Below are 20904 nucleotides of genomic sequence, written 5' to 3'. Positions count from 1 at the left end.
CGGCGCGGCGGCGGGCTTCGCGCGAAGACGGGCGACCCCGCTCGGCGCGGCCTTGGCCCGGCCGGACAGGCCGAGACGGTGCACTTTCCCGATCACCGCGTTCCGCGTGACGCCGCCCAACTCCGCCGCGATCTGGCTCGCGCTCAGGCCCTCGGCCCAACGCTTCTTCAGAAGCTCGACCCGCTCATCGGTCCACTGCATCGGATCCTCCAGTGCCGTCGGCTTCGCGGAATCCGGCTGCGTCCGCCGTGACGCATTTTGCGCCCGGCGGCGTCGCCGCCTCATCCGCTGGAAGACGAACGTGAGCACGAGATGTCGTGCCTTAACGGTTCTTAAAGTACGATATGCCGCGACTCACCGTAAAGAGTCTGGAATGCAACAGTGGGGTTTTCCCCAGCCGGATGCCGCCCGGTTGTCCACAGCCGGTCCACCGGGCCGGAAAGCCCTCAAGGCCAAGCGTTCCTTCGCCCGTGGCGATTGACAGGAGGGGCGCTCTTTATATTATCGCGCCGATCGAAGAGCCGCTCGGCTGGGCGGCTCTTTTTCTTTTTCCGGCGGCTATCGGAGTGATCCGCGCGGTGCGCCGGAGCGCCGAAAAGGGTTCGCCGTGACCTCCGCCTCTGCGCTGATGCCAGTTTTTGCGCGCGCCGGCCTCGCCTTCGAGCGAGGCGAAGGCTGTTGGCTCGTGACCGAGACCGGCGACCGCTATCTCGATTTCGCGGCCGGCGTGGCGGTGAATTCGCTCGGCCATTCCCATCCGCATCTGGTGCAGGCGCTCAAGACGCAGGCCGAGAAGCTCTGGCACGTCTCCAACCTTTATCGGATCCCCGAGGGCGAGCGGCTGGCGCGCCGCCTCGTCGAGGCGAGCTTCGGCGACGTCGTGTTCTTCACGAATTCCGGCGCCGAGGCCCTGGAGGCCTCGATCAAGGTCGCGCGCAAGCACTTCCACGCCAACGGCCAGCCCGAGCGCTACCGCCTGATCACGTTCGAGGGCGCCTTCCACGGCCGGACCCTTGCGACCATCGCGGCCGGCGGCCAGGCCAAGTATCTCGAGGGCTTCGGACCCAGGACCGAGGGCTTCGACCAGGTTCCCTTCGCGGACATCTCGGCGGTCGAGGCCGCGATCGGCCCGCATACGGCGGGCGTGCTCGTGGAGCCGCTGCAGGGCGAGGGCGGCGTTCGGGTGCTGCCGCCGTCGGTTCTTCGGGCGCTCAGGGAGATCTGCGATCGCGAAGGCCTGCTGCTCGTCGTCGACGAGGTCCAGTCCGGCGTCGGCCGGACCGGCAAGCTGTTCGCTTACGAACATGCGGGCGTGCGCCCGGACGTCATGGCGATCGCCAAGGGCATTGGCGGCGGCTTCCCGCTCGGGGCGTGCATCGCCACCAGCGACTCCGCCGACGGCATGACGGCGGGCGTGCATGGCTCGACCTTCGGCGGCAATCCTCTCGCCATGGCGGTGGGCAATGCGGTGCTCGACGTCGTGCTCGAGCCTGGCTTCCTTGATCATGTGAACCGGATGGGCCTGCTGCTCCGGCAGCGCCTGGCGGCTGTGATCGACGCCCATCCGATGACGGTGGCGGAGGTCCGGGGGGAGGGGCTTCTGCAGGGCCTTCGCTGCCTCGTCCCCAACACGGACGTGGTGGCGGCGCTGAGGGAGGAGAAGCTCCTGACGGTCGGCGCGGGGGACAACGTCGTCCGTCTGCTGCCGCCGCTCGTGGTGGGCGAAACGGAGATCGCCGAGGCAGTCGAGCGGATCGATCGCGGGCTTTCGGCGATCGAACGCGCGGCCGGCCTCCTTAAGCGGGGAGCTGCAGAATGAGCGGCGCGGTCCGGAACTTCCTTGACCTCAGCGAGCTGTCGGGCGCGACGCTTCGGCAGATTCTGGAGGCCGCCGCAGCGATCAAGGCGCGCCGCCGCACGCCGGCCGACGCCCAGGACAAGCCGCTTGCGGGGCGGGCCGTCGCGATGGTGTTCGAGCAGCCCTCGCTCAGGACGCGCATGTCGTTCGACGTGGGGATCAGGGAGCTCGGCGGCGAGCCCGTGATGGTGACCGGCAAGGAGATCGAACTCGGCGAGCGCGAGGCGATCGCCGACACCGCGCGCGTGCTGTCACGCTTCGTGGACGCCATCATGATCCGCATGCTGAAGCACGACGCGCTCCGCGAGCTCGCGACCTTCGCCACGGTGCCGGTGATCAACGGCCTGACCAAGGCCTCGCATCCCTGCCAGATCATGGCCGACGTTCTGACCTTCGAGGAGCGCAAGGGCCCGATCCAGGGTCGCACGGTGGCGTGGACGGGCGACTCCAACAACGTTCTCGCTTCGTGGATCCACGCTGCGGCGCGGCTGGACTTCAATCTGAGGATCGCCACTCCTCGGGAGCTCAGCCCGGGCCCGGAGATCGTCGAATGGGCGCGCCGCGAAGGCGCCGACATCGCGTTCGGCCACGACGCCGATGAGGCGGTCGCGGGCGCCGACGCGGTCGTAACCGACAGCTGGGTCTCGATGGGAGACGGCGACGGCGAGCGCCGGCACAATCTGCTGAGGCCGTTCCAGGTGAACGAGCGGCTGATGAAAAAGGCTGCGCCCGACGCCATATTCCTGCATTGCCTGCCGGCGCATCGCGGCGAGGAGGTGACCGACGAGGTCATCGACGGACCGCAGTCGGCTGTCTTTGACGAGGCGGAAAACCGCCTTCACGCGCAGAAGGGCGTTCTGGCCTGGTGCTTCGGCGCCGTCGGGGCGTAACAGTCGAGCATGAGCCAAACTGACTCCGCCGCCATCCGCGAGGACGGCGACGACCGCATCCTGCCGTTCCAGATCGAGGAACTCGACGTGCGCGGTCGCGTCGTCCGGCTTGGCCCGGCGATCGATCGGGTGATCGAGCGCCACGCCTATCCGCCGGCCGTGTCCAAGGTGCTGGGCGAGGCCGTCGCCCTGACCGTTCTGCTGGGCTCGGCCTTGAAGATCGAGGGGCGCTTTCAGCTCCAGACCCAATCCGACGGGCCGATCGGCATGCTGGTCGTCGACTTCGAGGCGCCGGACAAGGTGCGGGCCTGCGCGCGGTTCGACGCCGCCCGCGTCCCCGACCGTGGCCCGACGGGCGCGCTGCTCGGCCATGGCCACATGGCGTTGACGATCGACCAGGGGCCGCAGACTTCGCGCTATCAGGGCGTGGTCGCGCTCGAGGGCGGTTCGCTCGAGGACGCCGCGCACGCCTATTTCCGGCAGTCCGAGCAGATTCCGACGCGCGTGCGCCTCGCGGTCGCCGAGACGCTCTCGGCCGGCGACGGCGCGGGCGTGAACCATGCCTGGCGCGCGGGAGGGCTGCTGGTGCAGTTCCTTCCCGAGGCGCCGGAGCGCATGCGCATGCGGGACCTGCATCCGGGCGATGCGCCGGAGGGAGCCGCCTTCGCGGACACGGAGGAGGACGACGCCTGGGTGGAGGCCGAGGCCCTGGTCGGCACGGTCGAGGATCACGAACTGATCGATCCCACGCTCGCGCCTGAGCGCCTGCTGATCCGGTTGTTCAACGAGCGCGAGATCCGCGTCTTCGAGAGCCGCGGCGTCCGCGAGGCGTGCCGCTGTTCGCGCGGGCGCGTGCTCGGGATGCTCAAGAGCTTCTCTGCCGAGGAGCGCCGCGACATGCTGACGGATGACGGTTCGATCGAGGTCACCTGCGACTTCTGCTCGACCCGCTACACGTTCACGGCCGAGCAGGTGGCCTCCATCGACGCCGAAGCTCCCGACGACGGCGGTCTCGACTGACCGTCGTCGGGAAGGCGGCGGCTCGCTAGCCGCCGCCGTAGAGCTTGTTCGGCAGCCACAGGCCGATCTGCGGGAACGTGTAATACAGCGCCATCGCGAACATCACGATGAACAGGAACGGCATCACGCCGGCGAAGATTTCGTTGATCGTCACGTGTTTCGGCGCGACGCCCTTGAGGTAGAAGGGCGCCATGGCCACCGGCGGCGACAGGAACGACGTCTGGATGTTCAGCGCGACGAGCACGCCGAAGAACAGCGGGTCGATGTTGAAGTGGCTGAGCAGGGGCAGGAAGATGGGCAGGAAGATCACGATGATCTCCGTCCATTCGAGCGGCCACCCAAGCACGAAGATGATGACCTGCGTCAGGATCAGGAACTGAATCGGCGTCAGGTCCAGTCCGACGATGAAGTTCTCGACGACTGACTGGCCGCCCAGATAGGCGAAGACGGCCGAGAACACGAACGACCCGACGAAGAGCCAGCACACCATCGCGGAGGCGCGGGCGGTGAGGTACACCGACTCCCGCAGCTTCTCATAGGTGAGCTGGCGGTACCCGAGCGCGAGCAGGATGGCGCCCATCGCGCCGATCGCGGCGGCCTCGGACGGGGTGGCGTAGCCGCCGATGATCGCGCCCAGAACGCCGGAGATCAGCAGCGCGAGCGGCAGGAACGAGGTCGCGAGCGCCCACAGCACCGCGAGATAGGAGCCCGCGCGTTGCTCCGCCGGCAGCTTCGGCGCGAGCGACGGGTTCAGCAAGACGCGGACGATGACGTAGAGCATGTAGAGCCCCGCCAGCATCAGTCCGGGGAAGAAGGCCGCCGCGTAGAGCTTGACCACTGAAACGCCGGCGGTTGCGCCGTAGAGGATCAGCATCACGCTCGGAGGGATCAGGATGCCCAGGCAGCCGCCCGCGCACACGACGCCCGCCGAGAGCTTGGTGTCGTAGCCTGCGCGTAGCATCGCCGGGAAAGCGAGCAATCCCATCAGGGTCACCACTGCGCCGACGATGCCGGTCGCGGTCGCGAAAAGCGCGCAGGTGACGAGCGTCGCCAGCGCCAGTGAGCCGGGCAGCCCGCCCGCGGCGAGCTGGATCGACCGGAACAGCCGATCCAGGATGTTGGCGCGCTCGACCAGATAGCCCATGAACAGGAAAAGCGGCACCGAGATCAGCACGTCGCTCGACATCACGCTGTAGGTGCGCTGCACGAACAGCTGGAAGACCGTGTCCCCCATCGCGTAGTAGCCAAAGGCCACTCCCAGCGCCATCAGCGTGAACGCGATCGGGAATCCGAGCATGAGAAGCACGACGAACAGGGCGAGCATGATCACGCCCATCATGGGATCGGAGATCAACGCGCTCACAGCTTGGCCTCGTCGACATCGATTTTCTTAAGGTCGACCGTGACCTTGTTCGCGGCGGCCTCCGCCAGAATGAGTTGCTCCGTCTCCTCGACGTCGCTCTGCCGCGGCGGCCACTCTCCGGTCTTGAGGCAGATCCAGCAGCGCAGGACTTCGACCACGCCCTGCATCGCCATCAGGACGCCGGTGATCGGGATGATCAGCTTGAACGGCCAGAGCAGGAGGCCGTCGGGCGAGAATGAGCTCGTCTCATTGGTCTCGTAGGAGAGCTCGAAAAACACCCAGCCGGCGTAGACCATCGCGAGGATGCCGGGGAAGAAGAACAGAATGTAGAGCACGAGGTCGAGGCCGGCCTGCGTGCGCGGCCGCCACTGCCGATACAGGAAGTCGCCGCGGACATGCCCGTTGCGCGACAGCGTGTAGGCGCCAGCCGACATGAACAGCAGACCGTAGAGCATGTAGCTGGCGTCGAACGCCCAGGTGGTCGGCGCGCCGAGCACCCGCCGCGACACGACCTCATAGGTGATGACGAGCGTCAGAACGACGATCGACCACGCGAACAGCTTGCCGACGGCCGCATTGAAGCGGTCGACGGCCAAGAGATAGAACTGCATGGAAGGCGTTCCCGGAGTGGCGGCGCGAGGGGAAATGGCCGGCCCGGAGGCCGGCCGCCGTCACAGGCGTCATGCCTGCGGGAAGAAGTGCTCATAGGCGAGGTCGCGCGGCGCTTCCATTTCGCGCGTCATGCCCACTACGCGCTTCGCGAAGCCCTTCTGGCTTTCGATCACCTTCTGGAAGAAGGGGTCCTGGGTGTTGGAGATCACCTTGTCCCAGGCGGCGAGTTGCGCCTCCAGCACCGACTTCGGCGTCGGGATCACCTTGACGCCCGCGGCCTTGATCGCCTCGAGATCCTTGGAGTAGCGGTCCTGCGCCTTCCAGGACATGTCGGCCGACGCGGCTTCGGCGGCGTAGCGCACGATCGCCTGCACTTCCGGCGGAAGGCTGTCGAACTTGCGCTTGTTGAACAGGATCTCGAAGCACTCGAGCGCCTGATGGTAGCTCTGGACCATGTAGATCTTCGAGACGTCCGGGAAGCCCAGCACCTTGTCGGAGGACGGGTTGTTGAACTCCGCGCCGTCGATCAGGCCCCGGTCGATGGCGGGCACGATCTCGCCGCCCGGCAGGATGGTGACCGCGGCCCCCATCTCCTTCGCCAGGTCGGCTCCGAGCCCAACAGTGCGGTACTTCTGCCCCTTGAAGTCCTCCGGACCAGTGATCTCCTTCTTGAACCAGCCGAAGGGCTGGGTCGGCATCGGGCCGCTCAGGAAGCCCTGGACGTTGAGCTTCAGGACTCCCTGGACAAGCTCGTCATAAAGCTGCTGGCCGCCGCCATACTTGATCCAGGCGAGCAGCTGGTTGGCGTTCCAGCCGAAGGGCGGGGCGGTGCCGAACAGCGAGAAGGCCTTGTTCTTTCCGTACCAGTACGCGGCGACGCCGTGACCGCCGTCGAGAACGCCGGTCGAGACCGCGTCGATCAGCTGGAAGGCCGGCACCACGGCGCCCGCCTGCAGCAGCTCTATCTGAATGCGGCCTGCGCCCATGTCGTTGACGCGCTTCACGAAGTCCGACGCGAACTCGTGAAAGATGTCCTTGTTCGGCCAGGTCGACTGAAACTTCAGACGAACCGGGGCCTGGGCGTTGACGACTGCGGGAGCCGCCACGGCCCCCGCGCCCGCAGCGGCCGCTGCTGCGAGGAAGCTTCGGCGACCGAGACTGTTCCTGGCGGACTTAGCCCGATCCGGCTTTTCAGGCGCGTTCTTCACGTAAATCCTCCCCTCGCGCCGTCGCCCGGTCTTTGACCCGAGCGCGCGCGACCGCTGCGCATCTTCTTGGCGAGTGCGCTGTCGTTTCCCCTGGCCCGTCTTTAGTGATTTGTTCTTAGTGGTGCGGGCCAAGGCTCAGTAGATTTGACGAAATCACGCCAATCAAGCTGAATCTTCAGGCGGCGCTTCCGTGGCGCTCGCGACCGGCGTTCACATCGCGTTGCTCTTTCATGCCGAGAGCGGGCCGAGGCCGCCGCTTGACGGCCGCCGCGGTGGAGCGCTTATCCTGCTGTCATGACCGAGCCGACCGCGTCGACGCCCGAAGAAGCGCATTCCTGGACCGCAACCACGCGGGCCATCCGGGTCACCGTTTCTCCGCGCTTCCTGGCCTCCGAATCCGAGCCGGACGAGGAGCGCTATGTCTTCGCCTACACGGTGGAGATCGTGAACGAAGGCGAGGAGACGGTCCGGCTGATCGCCCGGCACTGGCGCATCACCGATGGCAAGGGGCGGACTGAAGAGGTGCGCGGCCCCGGCGTGGTGGGGGAGCAGCCGACGCTGAGGCCCGGCCAGTCCTTCACCTATACGAGCGGCGCCCCGCTTCCGACGCCGTCGGGCATCATGGTCGGCGAGTACCACATGCTGACCGAGGCCGATCAACCCTTCGTGGTCGCGATCCCGGCCTTCGCGCTCGAGAGCCCGCACGCGGTGCGCACGCTGCACTGAGCCTCACAGCCGCTCGCGCTGCGGGGACTCGTCCTTCTGCATCTGCTCCCCGAGCTGCTTCAGCCGCCGCAACGTGCGCTCAAGGAAGCTCGTGACCTGGTCGATCTCCTGGTCGCTCGGCAGGCGCAGCGCGCCTTGCTTCCTGGCGGCGTCATCGTTCGGCAGTGGCGGGACTGGAGGAAGGTCCGGCGTCCGGGAGAGGGCCCGCACCTGCTCCTCGAGCGCCGCGAGGCGCTTCTCGAGCCGCGCCACCTCGGCGCCGCTCGCCGCAGGCTCCTCGGACGCGGCGCGACAGGCGTAGCCGTCCCCGGACGGCGAGCAGAAGGCGGTCGCGCCGGTCTCCCGATCCAGCCGCAGGAAGCCGCCATCGGCCGGCTGAAGCTGGTAGCGGCCGTCCGGCTGCGGTTCGGGCGCTGCTGCGGTCATCAGAAGCGCGGCGGGCAACAGCGCAGCGAGTGCGAGCGCACGCATCGATCGTCTCCTTGGCTTTCCGGCCGCAGGGGCGGCGGGCGCGATCAGAAGTCCGCCACGAAGGGCGGGCGGCCGGAGACGAGCGCCTCATCGAGCAGATCGAGCCGATCCTGACCCCAGAAGACCTCGCCGTCGAGCACATAGGCCGGCGCGCCGAAGACGCCGATACGCTCCGCCTCGCTGCGGTTCGCCTCGTAGGCCGCGACCACAGGCTCCGATGCGGCGGCGGCGAGCGCGGAATCGGCCTCGAGCCCGTTCGCGACAAGCAGCTCGTGGAGGGTCGCTGGGTCCGTCAGGTCGCGATCCTCCTCCCATACCCCGCGCATGGCCGCTCCGATGAAGCCGGCGGGATCTTCGCGGAGTCCGATCAGGGCCAGCGCCACGCCGTCGGCAAGGCGAGCGTCGAAGGGCCAGTGTTTCGGTCGAAGGTTGACGTTGCGGCCGCGCTTCTGCGCCCAGCGCTGCAGCTCGACGAAGCGATAACGCTGCCGCTGCGGCGACCGCTGCGGCAGCGGGAGGCCGCCGGTCGCCGCGAACAGCGGCGGCAACGCCATCGGTCGCCACCGCAGGGCGAGGGAATGTCTCGCGGCCAGCTCCATGAGCGGCGCATGACCCAGATGGCTCCAGGGAGAGGCGACGGAGAAGAAGACGTCGAGGGAACGCGGCATGCTCAGTCTCCGCACATGACCGCTCAGCGCTGCGGCAGGAAGCGACCCTCACCGCCGGCGCCCAGCCGCTGCGGGAAGGCGATGACGAGATTGAAGCGCGGCGCGCCGAACTCCCGTCTCAGATCGTAGCGGACGCCGCTCTCCCGGAAAGAGCTGTCGCGGAGCTCGTCGAGCGCGCTCAGCGCCGCGTCCGGGGTCGGGAAGCCAAATCCCCAGAAGATCTTTCGCAGCAGGTCCTTGGCTATCGCCTTGGCGACCGGCGCGGTGGACTCGTCGAGCAGGTTCAGCTTGATGCGAAGCGTCTCGATCCGCTCCGGATCATCCCCGCGGGCGGAGACGAACAGGCTCGAGACCGCGGCTTCGTCGCCGTCGACCGGCTTCAGAAGATCGGTCACGCAGGTCCAGCTGCTCAGCGGCGGCGTTCCTCCCTGGAAGGAGGGGTTCGCCAGACCCATCGGGCCGAGCGCCTTGCAGAACAGGGAGGGCTTCACGGTCGGCAGCAGCACGAACGCCGAAGGAAAGTCCGGATCGGGCGCAAGCAGTTCGGCGGCGGCGATCGGCTGAAGGGCCGCGAACGGATCCCGCGCGTCCGGAGCGGCCGCGGATCGCTCAGATGGCGCTGGCTCCCCGAGCCAGTCGCGCGCCACCTGCCATCCGAGCGCGAGCACGATCGACGCCGCCGCCAGCAGCGCCGCTCCGGCCGCGATCAGAGGAAGAAGCCTGCGTGCCGTCATTTCCCGTCCTGCCCGGCCGGCGCGGCTCGGGCGTCGGCCGTGGCTTATCGGACGCGCCACATTCTGCGCAAGACGGGGCCGTTCACGCGGCCGCGACGGCGTGCTCCCCTGCGCCGGCGAAGCGCCCGTAGAACGTCTCGCCCTTTTCGGCGAGCTCCACCAGCAGCGCGTTGGGGCGGAAGCGCGCGCCGTGCCTTGCCTCAAGCCCACGGGCGAGCTCGACGAACCGCGCCGCCCCCATGCCGTCGATCCAGGACAGCGGGCCGCCCGTGAAGGGCGCAAAACCGAAGCCCAGGATGGCGCCGACGTCCGCCTCGCGCACATCCGTGATCACGCCCTCCTCGACCGTGCGAGCGGCCTCCAGCGCCTGCGTGACCAACAGGCGGTTGCGAAGCTCCGCGACATCGAGCGTGTCGGGATCGAGCCTGGCCTGCTGCAGCTCGACCAGACCGGGCCAAAGCCGCTTCTTGCCGCTCTCGGGGTAGTCGTAAAACCCCTTGCGGTTCTTCCGCCCCAGCCGGCCCTCCTTTTCGACGAGCGTCTCGAGGAGCGCCTTCTGGGCCGCATTCACGGCTTGCGGCCCAAGCTGGGCTTCGGTCGCGCGGACGATCTTGAGGCCGAGGTCGAGCGCGACCTCGTCGTTGAGCGACAGCGGGCCGACCGGCATGCCGGCTTGCCTCGCGAGATTCTCGATCATCGCCGGCGGGACGCCCTCGGTCAGCATCAGATGGCCTTCGAGCATGTAGGCGATGACGCAGCGATTGGCGAAGAAGCCGCGGGAGTCCCTCACTACGATCGGGGTCTTCTTGATCGCCCGGACATAGTCGAGCGCGGTCGCGAGCGCCTGGTCGCCGGTCTGCTTTCCGACGATGACCTCGACCAGCATCATCTTCTCGACGGGCGAGAAGAAGTGGATGCCCACGACGTTCTCCGGGCGGCGGGAGGCCTTGGCGAGGCCGCTGATCGGCAGCGTGGATGTGTTGGAGGCGAATACCGCGTCATCCCTCAGCACGGCCTCGACCTTGCCGATCACCTCCGCCTTGATCTTCGGGTCCTCGAACACCGCCTCGATCACCAGATCGCAGTCTGCGAGCGCCGCGTAGTCCTGGGTCGTCGTGATGCGGTCTAGCAGCGCCTCACGATCCGCGCCGGTGGCGCGACCCTTGGCGACCTGATCGGAGATCAGCTTCTGCGCGAAGGCCTTGCCCCTGTCCGCCGCCTCCTGGCTCTGGTCGATCAGCACGACCTCGAGCCCGGCCTGCGCGGAGACGTAGCCGACGCCTGCGCCCATGAAGCCGGCGCCGACCACGCCCACCTTCCGGAGCTTCGTCTCAGCGACGCCCTTCGGGCGGCGGGCGCCCTTGTTGAGCTCCTGCATGGAGACGAAAAGGGTGCGGATCATCCCCGCCGCTTCTGGTGATCGCAGCACCTTGGCGAACAGCCGGCTCTCGACCGTCAGCGCGAGGTCCATCGGGAGCTGCAGCCCGTCGAATACCGCCTGCAGCATGGCGCGGATCGCCGGGTAGTTGTCCTGGGTCTCGCGGCGGTAGATGGCGTTGGCGGCCGGGAAGGTCATGAAGCCGGCCTTCGACCAGACTGGCCCGCCCGGCAGCTTGAAGCCCTTCTCGTCCCACGGCTTCACGGCCCTCGGGGCGCCGAGCAGCCAGGCCCTGGCGCGGGCGACGATCTCCGCCTTCGGCGCGACTTCGTCGACGAGCCGCATGGCGCGTGCGCGATCGGGGCGGATCTGCTCGCCCTTCATCAGCATCTGCAGCGCGTCCTGGGGCGGCATCATCCGAGCGATCCGCGTCGTGCCGCCGGCGCCCGGGAACAGGCCGACCTTCACCTCCGGCAGGCCCACGCGGGTCAAGGCGTCGTCCGACGCCACGCGATAATGGCAGGCGAGCGCGAGCTCGAACGCGCCGCCGAGGCAGACGCCGTTGATGGCGACCGCCCAGGGCTTTCCGCTGGTCTCGATGCGCCGGTAGAGCAGGCTGAGCTGGCGGCTCTCTTCGAACACCGCCTTCGCCGCCGGGGCCTCGCCATGCTGCGCTGTCTCGCGCGCATAGAGCCGGGCTATGCCTTCCAGCATCGTCAGGTCCGCGCCGCCCGAGAACGCCTTCTTGCCCGAAGAGACCAGGACGGCTTTGACCGCGTCGTCTGTGGGCACACGGTCGACAATCGCCGAAAGCTCCGCGATGGCGTCCGCCGTCAGCACGTTCATCGAGCGCCCGGCCATGTCCCAGACGACAGAGAGAATGCCGTCGCCGTCGAGCTCAGTGTGGAAGCTGGGTGCGCTCATGCTGGGGTCTGATTCCTCTAGGCTCGACCTGTGCTGGCGGTCATCTGAGCACCGTGGTCTCGCGCCAATCCTGATTGTGGAGCAGAGCCATGCTCACAATTTCGGAGACGCTCTGTTCTGTCATTTCGATGGACTTGAAGATCGTGACGTTCATGCCTGCGCCGCGAAGGTCCTCAATGGCGCTCTTGCTCAGAACCCCCTCCATGAGCCAGCAATCAGCGTCCACCGCCAACTTGGACGGTACCGCCTCGCTGGAAAGGATGATGACGACCTTCCTCACCTTGAGGTACGCGCCATCTCACACCCGCTCGATGATCGTCGCCGTGCCCATGCCGGCGCCGATGCAGAGCGTCACGAGCGCCGTCTCCTTGCCTGACCGTTCAAGCTCGTCGATCGCGGCGCCCAGGATCATCGCGCCGGTCGCCCCGAGCGGATGGCCCATGGCGATGGCGCCGCCGTTCGGGTTCACTTTGGCCGGGTCGAGCCCAAAGGCCTGCAGATAGCGCAGCACCACGGCCGCGAAGGCTTCGTTGACCTCGAACAGATCGATGTCGGCGAGCGACATGCCGGACCGCTTCAGCACCTTCTTCGTGACGTCGATCGGACCGGTGAGCATCAGCGCCGGATCCGAGCCGATATTAGCGAAGGCCCTGATGCGCGCGCGGGGCTTCAGCCCCGCCTTCTCGCCGGCCTCGCGGGAGCCGACCAGCACGGCCGCGGCGCCGTCCACAATGCCGGAGGAGTTGCCGGCGTGATGGACGTGCTCGACCCGCTCGACCTCCGGATGAGCATAGATGGCGACGGCGTCGAAGCCGCCCATCTCGCCCATCTCGACAAAGGACGCCTTCAGGCTCCCGAGCGACTGCATCGTGGTCTCGGGGCGCATATGCTCGTCGCGGTCGAGCAGGATGATCTCGTTGACGTCTTTCACCGGCACCACGGAGCTCGCGAACCGGCCTGCCTCCCAGGCGGCCGCGGCGCGCTTCTGGCTCTCCACCGCATACGCGTCGACATCGTCGCGCGAGAACCCGTATTTGGTCGCGATCAGATCGGCCGAGACGCCCTGCGGCATGAAGTAGGACTTCACCGCGATCGCCGGGTCCATCGGCCAGGCTCCGCCCGAGGCCCCGATCCCGACGCGGCTCATGCTCTCGACGCCGCCGCCCACGACGAGGTCGTGCTGGCCGGACATCACCTGCGCGGCGGCGAAGTTGACCGCGTCGAGCCCCGACGCGCAGAACCTGTTGATCTGCACGCCCGGGACCTGCACCCCGTAATCGGCTGCGAGCGCGGCCGCGCGTGCGATGTCGCCGCCGGCCTCGCCGACAGGATCGACGCAGCCCAGCACCACGTCGTCGATGCGGCCGGTCTCCAACCCGGTGCGCTCGGCGATCGCGCGAAGGGCCGTGGTCGCAAGGCCAAGCGTCGAGACCTCGTGCAGCGCGCCGTCGGGCTTGCCGCGGCCGCGCGGCGTGCGGACCGCGTCGTAGATGAAGGCCTCGGGCATTGGCGTCCTCCTTGCGGCCGGCTGTGCGTTCTCAGAAAGCGTCGGCCGGCAGCGCCATGATCGTATCGGCGCCGGCCGCGATCCGGGCGAGCCGCGTCGCGGTCTCGGGCAGCGTCCGCTCCATGAAGAAGCGGCCGGCCACGAGCTTGGCGTCCATGCGCTCCGCGACGCCGTTTCCTTCGGCCTTCTTCGCGACCGCCGCCTTGGCGATCCTGCCCCACATATAGCCGAGCGCCACCAGGCCGAAGAGGTGCATGTAGTCGGTCGCGCCCGCTCCGGCGTTGTCGGGCTTGCCCATGGCGTTGGCCATGAACCACATCGTGGCCTTCTGCAGGTCTTCCCGCGCGCGCCGGAGCGGACCGGTGAAGGGCTTCAGCGCCTCGTCCTCGGCGTTCTCGGCCAGGAAGCCGTCGACCTCCTTGAAGAACGCCATGACGGCGCGGCCGCCGTCGCGTGGCAGCTTGCGGCCGACGAGGTCCATCGCCTGCACGCCGTTCGCGCCCTCGTAGATCATGGCGATGCGGGCGTCCCGGACGAACTGCTCCACTCCCCATTCGGCGATGTAGCCATGGCCGCCGAACATCTGCTGCGCCTTGACGGTGTTCTCGAAGCCGACGTCGGTGATGACGCCTTTGATGACGGGCGTCATCAGACTCATGTGGTCGTCGCCCTCGCGCTTCTCGCGCTCATCCTCGGAGAGGCGGGCGACGTCGCCCTTGAGCGCGGTCCAGAGGATCAGAGCGCGCGCGGCCTCGTTGAACGCCTTGATAGAGAGCAGGGTCCGGCGCACGTCGGGATGCACGATGATCGGATCGGCGGGTCGCGACGGCTCCTTCGCGCCCGTCAGGGCGCGGCCCTGCAGGCGCTCCTTCGCGTAGGCCGCGGCGTTCTGGTAAGCGACTTCGGACTGGGAGAGGCCCTGGACGCCGACGCCGAGACGCGCCTCGTTCATCATCGTGAACATGGCCGCGAGGCCGCGGTTCTCCTCGCCGACGAGCCACGCCGCGGCGCCGTCGTAGTTCATCACGCAGGTGGCGTTGCCGTGGATGCCCATCTTGCGCTCGATGGAGCCGCAGGAGATTCCGTTCCGCGCGCCGAGCGAACCGTCCGGGTTCACCAGCAGCTTCGGCGCGACGAACAGCGAGATGCCCTTGGTGCCCGCCGGCGCGCCGTCGATGCGGGCGAGCACCAGATGCACGATGTTGTCGGTCAGGTCGTGTTCGCCGGACGAGATGAAAATCTTGGAGCCGGTGATCCGGTACGAACCGTCGCCGGCGGGGGTCGCGCGGGTGCGGATCAGGCCGAGATCGGTGCCGCAATGCGGCTCCGTGAGGTTCATGGTGCCGGTCCACTCGCCCGACACCATCCGGGGCAGATATATCCGCTTCTGCTCCTCGGAGCCGTGCAGCGTCAGCGCGGCGATGGCCCCTTGGGTGAGACCCGGATACATGGCGAACGCCATATTGGCCGAGGACGCGTACTCGTTGATGACCGCCGTCAGCAGGTGCGGCAGGCCTTGCCCGCCATGCTCGGGCGCGGCCGAGAGGCCGATCCAGCCGCCTTCCGTGAAGGCTCGGTAGGCGCCCCTGAACCCCTCCGGCGTCGTGACGCTCCCGTCGGGCCCGAGCGTGCAGCCGGCCAGATCGCCGGCCTGATTGGTGGGCAGCAGCGTCCGCTCGCACAGCCTGGCGCCCTCCGCCAGGATCGCCTCGACGGTCTCCCGGCCGGCGTCCGCGAAGCCGGGCAGGTTGGCGTGCCGCTCGTAACCGAGCACGTCGAACAGCAGGAACAGCGTGTCTTCGACGGGCGCTCTGTAGATCGGCATGCCCGGCCCCGCGGTGGGTTGTGGTGATGCACGATAGCCTTGGCCCGCGCAGCCGCAACCCCGCCGATCGCCGGACGGATCAGGTCGCGAAGATCGCCGCGTCGTCCGCGAAGGCCTTGAACTCGAGCGCGTTGCCCGAGGGATCGAGGACGAACATCGTGGCCTGCTCGCCCGGCTCGCCTTCGAACCTGACCTTGGGCCGCAGCCGCCAGTTCGTCTGCGGATCGGCCTCGAGCCGCTGCGCAAGGCTGCGCCAGTCGTCCATCCGAAGGATCACGCCGAAGTGCGGGATCGGAACGGCGTCGCCGTCCACGCCGCCGGTGGCCACCGGCGCAGGGCTCGCGGGACGCAGGTGGGCAGAGAGCTGGTGGCCGAACAGATCGAAATCGATCCAGGCGCCAGGGCTTTCGCGGCCGATCCGGCAGCCCATGACGTCGCCATAGAAACGCCGGGTGGCCTCCAGATCGGAAACAGGAAACGCAAGGTGGAAAGGACGCATAGTCTCAAGTCCGAGCAGCGGTGGCGAGTTGCAGGAGGGCCCGTTGCAGATCCTCCGTGACGAACGGCTTCTGCAAGGTCGGAGCCTCGGGATAGCGGTCACGCACGCCGGCCCCGCCATAGCCGGTCACGAATACGAACGGGATGTTCCGTTCGATCAGGGCGTCCGCCACCGCGAAGCTCTGCTCCCCGCCGAGATTGACGTCAAGCAGGGCCCCGTCGATCTGCTCGGTCGAGATCATGTTGAGGGCGGTGGCGACGGCGCTCGCCGGACCGACCACCGCGGCGCCGCTGTCGATCAGCATGTCCTCGAACAGCATCGAGATCATCGCCTCGTCCTCGACGAGCAGGATGCGAAGGCCGTTCAACTTTTCCGTCATGGAAGCATGACTTTCTGGGAGAGGGGGAACTGGAACACACATGCGACGCCGGTTGGCGTGAATTCAAGCTTGGCCTCGCCGCCGAGCTCGGCCGGCGCGCCGCGCTCGATCAGCCGCAACCCGAAGCCTCGCCGTTGCGGCGCTTCGACCGGCGGTCCGTCCGCCTCCCGCCAGGCGATGCGGATTCCCGCGCGATCGGCCACGTCCTGCATGTTCCAGGTGACCGACACCCGTCCTCCTGCTCGCGACAGCGCGCCGAATTTCACGGCGTTGGTCGCGAGTTCGTGCAGGGCGAGGCTGAATGTCACCGCCGCGGTGGGGGCAAGGCGAACATCGGGTCCGCCGCTCACGATCCTGTCAGGCTCTGCGGAGCCGTAAGGAGCAAGCGTGACGTCGACCAGATCGGCAAGCGGGGCGGAAGTCCAGGTTTCACGCATCAACAAGTTATGAGCGTGCGAGAGCGCCATCAGGCGCGCGTTGAAGACGCGCTCGAACTCATCCACGGACGAGGTGGTCGCCCGCGTCTGGTGCGCGAGGGCCTGGACGGTCGCAAGGTTGTTCTTCACGCGGTGGTTCAGCTCGGCGAGCAGCCAGGCGCGGATCCGCTCCTGCTCCTTCCGCTCGGTCACGTCGGTCGTGACGCTGAAGAACCCGTTGACCTTGCCCTTGTCGTCCAGCAGCCGCGTCACGTTGGTCTGCGCCCAGACGTGCGAGCCGTCCGGGCGCACATATCGCTTCTCGATCGAATAGGGCTCGCCGCTCTCATGAGCCTCGGCCAACCGGCGGTCGGTGAGGGCGATGTCGTCCGGATGGGTGACCTGACTGATCGTGAGACCGGACGCCTCGTCGACCGAGCGGCCGAGAATGCGCGCCATGCTCGGATTGATCCGGATGAACGCTCCCTTGTCGTCCACCTCCGAAAGCCCGACGCCGGCTTCCCCGAAGATGGCCGCGAAGCGCCTCTCGTTCTCGCGGAGGCGCGCCATCGTCTCCGCCCGATCGAGCGCGACCCAGATCCGCTCCGCCGTCTCACGGGCGAGGTCGGTCTCATGCGGCGACCACCGCCGCGGCTTGTCATCGTCCATGAACAGGAAGGCGATCGCGCGTCCGTTCCGCACGACCGGCGCGATGGCGTTGGCGCGAACCCCGAAGCCGCGCAGGTTCGCGACGGCTTCCTCCGAGAATCTGGCGTCCTTCAGGACGTCCGGGCTCGAGATGGTTCGGCCGGACAGCATCTCCGCCATGACGGGGCCGCCGAAATCCGGCAGCCGGAACTGGGCGTTTGCGACGTCCTGCATCCCGGGCTTGCGCCAGGTCCCGGCGACGTGGGCGATCTCGCCCTCGACGACGGAATAGCCCACCCGCGCAAGCCCCAGATGCCGCCCGAGCCGCTCAAGAATGATCGACAGCCCCGCAGCCTCGTCCTCCTCGCCCGAGGTGAGGTCGCGCAGTCGGTCGCGCAGCTCGAGGGCGAAATCCTGGGCGCGCTGGGCCAGGACGCGGGCCGTCGTCTCCAGGCCCTGGTTGAAAACGCCTGCGACGCGTCCTGACGAGTCGAAGATCGGGGTGAAGCTGTAGTCCCAGTACGTCTCGGCGGTCTCGCCGTCTCGCTGCAGCGGGAGCATCTGATCCGACGTCGAGAAGCCCTTGCCGCTCCGCATCACGCGTTCGAACTGCGGCCCGACAATGGGCCAGATGCTGGCCCAGACCTCCGCCGCCGGCCGGCCGATCGCCCAGGGATGGAGCTCTCCCGCGACGGGCGTCCAGGCGTCGTTGTAGAGAAGCCGCAGCTCCGGGCCCCAATAGATCGCGGTGGGCACGCTGGAGTGCAGGCAGATTCCGAGCGCCGCCTTGAGCTCACCCGGCCACGCCGACGGCGACCCGAGCGGCGATCCGCTCCAGTCGAAGCCCTCGAGGCGCCTCGCCATCTCTCCGCCGCCGCTAAACAGCTCGGTTCCCCATCCGAGGTGCGGACGGTCGCTTGCCGTGCGGCCGCCGAACGCTGATCGCCGCCGTTGGCGCCGCGTTGGCTGGGTTATGGGAAAACATCGGCGCTTCGACAGGGTTTCAAAACGGAACAGGGGTCAATACGGTCAATTTTTTGACATACCGATCCCGCTCGTCGCCGCAAGAGCGAAGCTGATGCGATCGGTCCGCCCGTCCTTGGCCGCATTCATCCCGGAAGACACGCGCGGGCGATACGAATCACGCACCTTCAGGGCGCCATGACCTCAAAGTTCCCTCGCGTCAGCGCGCTTTGCTTCGTCGCCGCTCTGCTCGCGTCGCTCGTCGCAGGCGGCCTTGCGAGCGCGCAGAACGCAGCGCCCAGCGCGATCGACGCGGCGCGCGCCGATCTCGACCGCATCGAGGCGCGGCTCGCCGACCCCAACGTCAGGGACGAGGACCTCGCGGGCCTGCGGTCTCGCATCGACCCGCTCTCGATCGCGGTCGAGGCGGCGATCGCAGAGCTCACCACGCAGCGCGACGCAGCTGACCAGCGTCTTGCGCAGATTGGGCCGAAGCCCGCCGAAGGAGCGCCGCCGGAAAGCGCGGACGTCACGCGCGAACGCGACGCGCAGACGGCCGCACGCCAGAAGCTCGACGACGCCATAAAGCGCGGCAGGCTCCTGCAGGTCGAAGCCGCGCAGGTCGGCGACCAAATCACCCAGCGGCGCCGGACGCAGCTGGCGCAGCGCCTGTTCGAACGTTCCAGTTCGCTGCTGGACCCCAGCCTCTGGGCGGCGGTCGTGACCGCCGCGCCGCGCGACCTCAGTCGGACCCAGGATCTGGCGTCCGACTGGACAAGCGCGATCTCGCGGAACGCCGACACGACCTCGATCGGCATAATGGCGGTCGCGACGCTCGCCGCCTGGCTGTTGCTGTTCCCCGGGCGCATGTGGATCGGCGCGCTCGCCGAGCGCCTCGTGGTGAGGCAGGCGCCGAAAACGCGCCTCAAGAGCTCGGCCACGGCGGTCTTCCGGCTGGTCGCCACGACCCTCGCTCCGCTGCTCGCGGCCCTCTGTCTCTATGTCGGCCTGAAGAGCGCAGGCTGGATGACGATCAAGATCGAGCCGCTCATGCGCTCGCTGATCTGGGTCGCGGGCCTGCTGGGCTTTGCGCAGGGGATGATCCGCGCGGTGCTCGCACCCGGACGGCCCAGCTGGCGTCTCGCGAAGCTTTCCGAACCTGCCGTCAGCGAGATCAAGAACCAGCCGCTCTGGTGCATGCTGGTCTTTGTGCTCGGGCGGTTCGTGGACCGGTTCAACGAGGCGATCGTGGCGAGCCTGCCGGTGACGATCGCCACCAGTGGCGTGTTCGCAGTGCTCGTCGCCGGGGCGTTCGCGATCGCGCTGCGCAGGATGCGGTCCGCGCGCCTGATCGAGAAGGGGGCGGCCGAGGCTGACGCGCCTGACCATCCGTTGCTGTCCCTCACGCGGCTGGTGGCATGGCTGGCGATCGCGGTCGTGATCGGCGCCGTGGTCCTCGGCTACGTCGCGCTGGGCCAGTTCCTGGCGAACCAGATCGTCTGGGCGACGGCGGTCATCTCGCTCTGCTGGCTGTTGCTGGTCTTCGTCAACGATCTGCTGACCACCGCGCTGTCGAGCCACACCGGTTTCGGCCGGTCGACGGCCGCCGCGGTCGGCGTCCGGCCGGAATCGCTCGAGCAGGTCGGAGTGGTTCTGTCGGGCGTCGCCCGCGTCGCCCTCATCTGCTTCGCCGCGGTGTTCGTGCTGGCCCCCTGGGGGGTGGAATCCACCGACGTCTTCGGATGGCTCCGCTACGCGATCACGGGCGTGCAGCTCGGCGGGATCACCATCTCGCTCACCGGTGTCCTCGGCGCGCTCCTTCTGGTGGCGCTGGGCTACGCTCTCACCCGGACCGTGCAGCGGTGGCTCGACCGGGACCTCCTACCGAAGAGCCGCATGGACGAGGGCCTGAAGGCCTCAGTCAGCACCGGCGTCGGATATCTCGGCGGCCTCGTCGTCATCGTCGCGGCGTTTGGTTATCTCGGCTTCAGCCTCGACAAGCTCGCGATCGTCGCCGGCGCGCTCTCCGTCGGCATCGGCTTCGGCCTGCAGGCGATCATCTCCAACTTCGTGTCGGGTCTGATCCTGCTCGCGGAGCGTCCGATCAAGGCCGGCGATTGGGTCGTGATCGGGTCGGATCAGGGCAATGTGCGGCGCATCTCCGTGCGATCGACCGAGATCGAGCTGTTCGACCGCTCGACGCTGATCGTCCCCAATTCCGAGTTCATCACGAAGAGCGTGAAGAACGTAACGCACGGCAATCCGCTCGGGCGCGTCCAGATCGATCTCGCCGTGTCGTCCGCCGTCGACCCCGACCTGGTGCGGCGCGCCGCCCTCGAGACGGTGAAGGCGCATCCCGCCGTCATCGAGTTCCCCGAGCCGCTGTTCCAGTTCATCACGCTGGGCAAGGCCGAGAACGCATTCTCCCTGTTCTGCAACGTGTCGAGCCCGCGCACAGCGGGGAGCGTCAAGAGCGACCTCAACTTCGCGCTGGTGAAGGCGTTCTCCGCCCAGGGGATCGCCCTTGGCGGGCCGCCAGACCGCACCATGGTCGACGCCGTCACCCGCGTGGCGGAGGCGTTGCGCGAGGCGAGGCCCGCGCCGACGCAGATTGCGCCGGACCTGGGCGACGCGGCAACGCGGGGTTAACCGCTCCACAGGCGCAGTGTCGCTCACGTTTATCCGGAGAATACACGTCCATGCCGCATCGCTCGACGCGCCGCGCATTCATCGGCGCCGCCTGCACCGCGCTCGCGCTCGCGGGCTGCTCCTCAACGGCGGACCCGGACCAGGAAGGTCACGGCCTCCTTGCCGT

19 protein-coding genes are annotated in these 20904 nt (G+C 68.1%); 5 read left to right on the top strand and 14 right to left on the bottom strand.

Translation table 11 applies throughout. The features are described from left to right. Positions 1–201 (bottom strand): GcrA family cell cycle regulator (locus ACIKT0_RS03150; protein ID WP_407103955.1); only part of this gene is annotated, 201 nt, incomplete at its 3' end. A gap of 406 nt (positions 202–607) precedes the next feature. Between ACIKT0_RS03150 and ACIKT0_RS03145 the strand changes: the two genes are divergently transcribed. The 3 genes from ACIKT0_RS03145 to ACIKT0_RS03135 are packed head-to-tail and all read left to right on the top strand — an operon-like array spanning position 608 to position 3768. Further along, positions 608–1819: an aspartate aminotransferase family protein gene (locus ACIKT0_RS03145; protein WP_407103954.1), complete on the top strand. Its 1212-nt coding sequence runs from the start codon at positions 608–610 to the stop codon at positions 1817–1819. Next, positions 1816–2748: an ornithine carbamoyltransferase gene (gene argF, locus ACIKT0_RS03140; RefSeq protein WP_407103953.1), complete on the top strand. Its 933-nt coding sequence runs from the start codon at positions 1816–1818 to the stop codon at positions 2746–2748. The genes ACIKT0_RS03145 and argF overlap by 4 nt, the downstream gene beginning before the upstream one ends. A gap of 9 nt (positions 2749–2757) precedes the next feature. Beyond that, positions 2758–3768 (top strand): Hsp33 family molecular chaperone, encoded by a 1011-nt coding sequence (locus ACIKT0_RS03135; protein ID WP_407103952.1) that lies wholly within the window; start codon positions 2758–2760, stop codon positions 3766–3768. A 25-nt stretch (positions 3769–3793) separates the two neighbouring features. On the opposite strand, the gene ACIKT0_RS03130 is transcribed toward ACIKT0_RS03135, so the two are convergent. The 3 genes from ACIKT0_RS03130 to ACIKT0_RS03120 form a co-directional block, all read right to left on the bottom strand. Then, positions 3794–5107, bottom strand: a complete 1314-nt coding sequence (locus tag ACIKT0_RS03130; RefSeq protein ID WP_407103956.1) for a TRAP transporter large permease — start codon at positions 5105–5107, stop codon at positions 3794–3796. A gap of 20 nt (positions 5108–5127) precedes the next feature. Next, positions 5128–5742, bottom strand: coding sequence for a TRAP transporter small permease subunit (locus ACIKT0_RS03125; protein WP_407103951.1), 615 nt, complete (start codon positions 5740–5742; stop codon positions 5128–5130). 69 nt (positions 5743–5811) lie between these two features. Next, positions 5812–6849, bottom strand: a complete 1038-nt coding sequence (locus ACIKT0_RS03120) for a TRAP transporter substrate-binding protein (RefSeq protein WP_407103950.1) — start codon at positions 6847–6849, stop codon at positions 5812–5814. A 396-nt stretch (positions 6850–7245) separates the two neighbouring features. Between ACIKT0_RS03120 and apaG the strand changes: the two genes are divergently transcribed. After that, a complete protein-coding gene (apaG, locus tag ACIKT0_RS03115) occupies positions 7246–7677 on the top strand; it encodes a Co2+/Mg2+ efflux protein ApaG (protein WP_407103949.1) in 432 nt (143 codons plus the stop codon). Between the two features lie 3 nt (positions 7678–7680). On the opposite strand, the gene ACIKT0_RS03110 is transcribed toward apaG, so the two are convergent. From ACIKT0_RS03110 to ACIKT0_RS03065, 10 genes are all read right to left on the bottom strand, one after another. Next, complete coding sequence (locus ACIKT0_RS03110) at positions 7681–8148, bottom strand: hypothetical protein (protein WP_407103948.1); 468 nt, start codon at positions 8146–8148, stop codon at positions 7681–7683. A gap of 44 nt (positions 8149–8192) precedes the next feature. Then, positions 8193–8816, bottom strand: coding sequence for a 2-hydroxychromene-2-carboxylate isomerase (locus tag ACIKT0_RS03105; protein WP_407103947.1), 624 nt, complete (start codon positions 8814–8816; stop codon positions 8193–8195). A gap of 23 nt (positions 8817–8839) precedes the next feature. Then, positions 8840–9550, bottom strand: a complete 711-nt coding sequence (locus ACIKT0_RS03100) for a DUF6030 family protein (RefSeq protein ID WP_407103946.1) — start codon at positions 9548–9550, stop codon at positions 8840–8842. Between the two features lie 82 nt (positions 9551–9632). After that, complete coding sequence (locus ACIKT0_RS03095; RefSeq protein WP_407103945.1) at positions 9633–11852, bottom strand: 3-hydroxyacyl-CoA dehydrogenase NAD-binding domain-containing protein; 2220 nt, start codon at positions 11850–11852, stop codon at positions 9633–9635. Positions 11853–11892: 40 nt separating this feature from the next. Beyond that, entirely contained in the window at positions 11893–12132 is a 240-nt protein-coding gene (locus ACIKT0_RS03090) for a hypothetical protein (protein WP_407103944.1), read from the bottom strand. 18 nt (positions 12133–12150) lie between these two features. Then, on the bottom strand, positions 12151–13359 hold the full coding sequence (locus ACIKT0_RS03085; protein ID WP_407103943.1) for an acetyl-CoA C-acetyltransferase: 1209 nt from the start codon (positions 13357–13359) through the stop codon (positions 12151–12153). 31 nt (positions 13360–13390) lie between these two features. Then, complete coding sequence (locus ACIKT0_RS03080; RefSeq protein WP_407103942.1) at positions 13391–15184, bottom strand: acyl-CoA dehydrogenase C-terminal domain-containing protein; 1794 nt, start codon at positions 15182–15184, stop codon at positions 13391–13393. A 79-nt stretch (positions 15185–15263) separates the two neighbouring features. Then, positions 15264–15683, bottom strand: coding sequence for a VOC family protein (locus ACIKT0_RS03075; RefSeq protein ID WP_407103941.1), 420 nt, complete (start codon positions 15681–15683; stop codon positions 15264–15266). A gap of 4 nt (positions 15684–15687) precedes the next feature. Further along, on the bottom strand, positions 15688–16062 hold the full coding sequence (locus ACIKT0_RS03070; protein ID WP_407103940.1) for a response regulator: 375 nt from the start codon (positions 16060–16062) through the stop codon (positions 15688–15690). Beyond that, positions 16059–17990: a PAS domain-containing sensor histidine kinase gene (locus ACIKT0_RS03065; protein WP_407103939.1), complete on the bottom strand. Its 1932-nt coding sequence runs from the start codon at positions 17988–17990 to the stop codon at positions 16059–16061. The genes ACIKT0_RS03070 and ACIKT0_RS03065 overlap by 4 nt, the downstream gene beginning before the upstream one ends. Positions 17991–18287: 297 nt before the next feature. On the opposite strand from ACIKT0_RS03065, the gene ACIKT0_RS03060 reads away from it, so the two are divergent. Next, the gene (locus ACIKT0_RS03060) at positions 18288–20738 is read left to right on the top strand and encodes a DUF3772 domain-containing protein (RefSeq protein WP_407103938.1); all 2451 of its coding nucleotides are present in this window, start codon (positions 18288–18290) and stop codon (positions 20736–20738) included. Positions 20739–20904 lie beyond the last annotated feature (166 nt).

Origin of the sequence: Hansschlegelia beijingensis, assembly GCF_045505405.1 — a bacterium.
GTDB lineage: Bacteria > Pseudomonadota > Alphaproteobacteria > Rhizobiales > Methylopilaceae > Methylopila > Methylopila beijingensis_A.
The sequence above is the reverse complement of the archived record's forward strand: the minus strand, read 5'-3'. Positions and strand labels throughout refer to the sequence as shown.

Coding starts and splice junctions, on each gene's coding strand:
- argF (WP_407103953.1), top strand. CDS start 1,816: ATGAGCGGCGCGGTCCGGAACTTCCTTGACCTCAGCGAGCTGTCGGGC.
- ACIKT0_RS03135 (WP_407103952.1), top strand. CDS start 2,758: ATGAGCCAAACTGACTCCGCCGCCATCCGCGAGGACGGCGACGACCGC.
- ACIKT0_RS03130 (WP_407103956.1), bottom strand. CDS start 5,107: ATGATGGGCGTGATCATGCTCGCCCTGTTCGTCGTGCTTCTCATGCTC.
- ACIKT0_RS03125 (WP_407103951.1), bottom strand. CDS start 5,742: ATGCAGTTCTATCTCTTGGCCGTCGACCGCTTCAATGCGGCCGTCGGC.
- apaG (WP_407103949.1), top strand. CDS start 7,246: ATGACCGAGCCGACCGCGTCGACGCCCGAAGAAGCGCATTCCTGGACC.
- ACIKT0_RS03110 (WP_407103948.1), bottom strand. CDS start 8,148: ATGCGTGCGCTCGCACTCGCTGCGCTGTTGCCCGCCGCGCTTCTGATG.
- ACIKT0_RS03105 (WP_407103947.1), bottom strand. CDS start 8,816: ATGCCGCGTTCCCTCGACGTCTTCTTCTCCGTCGCCTCTCCCTGGAGC.
- ACIKT0_RS03100 (WP_407103946.1), bottom strand. CDS start 9,550: ATGACGGCACGCAGGCTTCTTCCTCTGATCGCGGCCGGAGCGGCGCTG.
- ACIKT0_RS03095 (WP_407103945.1), bottom strand. CDS start 11,852: ATGAGCGCACCCAGCTTCCACACTGAGCTCGACGGCGACGGCATTCTC.
- ACIKT0_RS03085 (WP_407103943.1), bottom strand. CDS start 13,359: ATGCCCGAGGCCTTCATCTACGACGCGGTCCGCACGCCGCGCGGCCGC.
- ACIKT0_RS03080 (WP_407103942.1), bottom strand. CDS start 15,184: ATGCCGATCTACAGAGCGCCCGTCGAAGACACGCTGTTCCTGCTGTTC.
- ACIKT0_RS03075 (WP_407103941.1), bottom strand. CDS start 15,683: ATGCGTCCTTTCCACCTTGCGTTTCCTGTTTCCGATCTGGAGGCCACC.
- ACIKT0_RS03070 (WP_407103940.1), bottom strand. CDS start 16,062: ATGACGGAAAAGTTGAACGGCCTTCGCATCCTGCTCGTCGAGGACGAG.
- ACIKT0_RS03065 (WP_407103939.1), bottom strand. CDS start 17,990: ATGGCGAGGCGCCTCGAGGGCTTCGACTGGAGCGGATCGCCGCTCGGG.
- ACIKT0_RS03060 (WP_407103938.1), top strand. CDS start 18,288: ATGACCTCAAAGTTCCCTCGCGTCAGCGCGCTTTGCTTCGTCGCCGCT.